The organism is Lampropedia cohaerens (assembly GCF_001005215.1).
Classification (GTDB): domain Bacteria; phylum Pseudomonadota; class Gammaproteobacteria; order Burkholderiales; family Burkholderiaceae_C; genus Lampropedia; species Lampropedia cohaerens.
The window spans coordinates 1-1,597 of sequence record NZ_LBNQ01000028.1; the positions used below are offsets into that span (position 1 = coordinate 1).

Sequence of the window (1,597 nt, forward strand, 5' to 3'; positions counted from 1 at the left end):
TGGCGTTAAATTGGGCGGAGTTCGATTGGATCTGGATATTATTTGTGGTGATGATAATTCTAGGTGCGTCCATAATAATGGAGATTTAATAAAGGATGGCAATGGAAATTACGTTTACAAAGGAAGTGATGAATACCCGACATATCAATCGTTGAGTGCCGATATGAAGGAGGCAGGCGGTTTATACGGTGCAACCGGAGGTTTCCAGCCTATCCAAGGTGCATGGTATCTGCCAGGTGGGTTGGTTATTCCCTATGAGTCAGGTAGTTTTTCGGATGCGGTGATCGAGTCATTTGCAGGAACGCATGATTTCTTGGGTGGGCAAATCTGGGGCTGGTATGGCGATGATGGAAACACATCCAGAGGCCGTGGAACACATGGAGAATGTTGGATCAGGCATTACACCAGTGGTGGCTATTCCTGCTTCCGCTCCATTTGCATTGGCGGATTTGATATCGCCGGATGTCATGCAATTGATTTTTGCTTTGGGAAGTAGATGAGATGATGAAGATGAAAAGTGTTTATTGTTGTGTGGCAGTGGTTTTGCTGCTGCTGGTTGCCTGTGTGCCTATGCGAGTGGTGCCAAAATGGAGCCCTGATGTTTATAATGGGTTTAAAGTTATCCAGGGAGTACAAAAGAAAGATGCTATTGGGCGTACTGATCCTGTGCAAAGAGAAATAGATCTAAAGGAATGTGGAGTTATTAAATTTTTTAATGGCACTTTGGATTTTAATGTTTTTTATCCAGGGATGACCAGTAAAGATGTTGATGAGAGGCGGCTTGGGATTTATGCCTGTATGGAAAAAAGGGGTTATGATTTTTATGATCCAGTTAACTGCACTAATAATGGAAAAGATTTGGGTATTTGTAATTGAAAGAATGATGAAAGATGAGGCTGATTGTTTTTGCTGCTTTATTATTGACGGCTTGTGGCGGCGCTTCTAACTTGGCTCCGGTTGCGCCCATTCCTAAGGCTGAAAACAGTGATTTAGGTGGTATGGCGGACTGCGCAATCATTAATGCAAATATTGATGAGGCCCGGGAAAATTTGGGGCGTTATAAGAAGAGTAAAACTCTTAACTCGTCTGCCAATATTCTTTCTGGGTTGGCGTCCATAATTTCTTTGGGGATGCAAAGTGCAGACTATGTCTCGAATGATGATCTGAATGCATCAATTCAGTCATACGAGAAGAGGCTTGTTGCCTTGCATAATTTGCAGCAGAAGCATTGTTCCCAATAGCTGGCTTTGTTGCATAAATCACTGCGCTGGCACCGCAGACTGACGGTGGGACAAACGCAAAGAGCAAACAGCGGACCATAAATACCGCACGACGAACTGGAAGGTGTACAACGCGGCGTTGAAGGCGCGGGGTTCGCTCATGATGTGGCGCAATGAGGACATGCAGTGGTTTGGCAGTTCCTGTGGCAAGCGCGTGGGCGCAGCCCGAGGTTTTCTGACGCAGCCACACCCAGTTCTGCCTGAGCATCAAGTGCCTGTTCGGTCACGGACGCCGAGCGGGCCAACCTCAAGCCGGTGACATACATCGACCCGCGCACGGGGCAAGAGAAGACGCAGGTAGCCGTGATGTTCAACGG

Annotated in this window: 3 protein-coding genes and 1 pseudogene; all 4 read left to right on the forward strand. The window is 46.6% G+C overall.

Going from position 1 to position 1,597, the window contains the following annotated elements; genetic code table 11:
• Positions 1-496 (forward strand): hypothetical protein (locus tag AAV94_RS14890; RefSeq protein ID WP_231731342.1); only part of this gene is annotated, 496 nt, incomplete at its 5' end.
• 5 nt (positions 497-501) lie between these two features.
• The gene (locus tag AAV94_RS14665; RefSeq protein ID WP_197408053.1) at positions 502-876 is read left to right on the forward strand and encodes a hypothetical protein; all 375 of its coding nucleotides are present in this window, start codon (positions 502-504) and stop codon (positions 874-876) included.
• A 14-nt stretch (positions 877-890) separates the two neighbouring features.
• Positions 891-1,241, forward strand: coding sequence for a hypothetical protein (locus AAV94_RS14895; protein ID WP_156454403.1), 351 nt, complete (start codon positions 891-893; stop codon positions 1,239-1,241).
• 103 nt (positions 1,242-1,344) lie between these two features.
• A pseudogene (locus AAV94_RS14900) lies at positions 1,345-1,504 on the forward strand (transposase); the annotation flags it as partial.
• Positions 1,505-1,597: the final 93 nt, after the last annotated feature.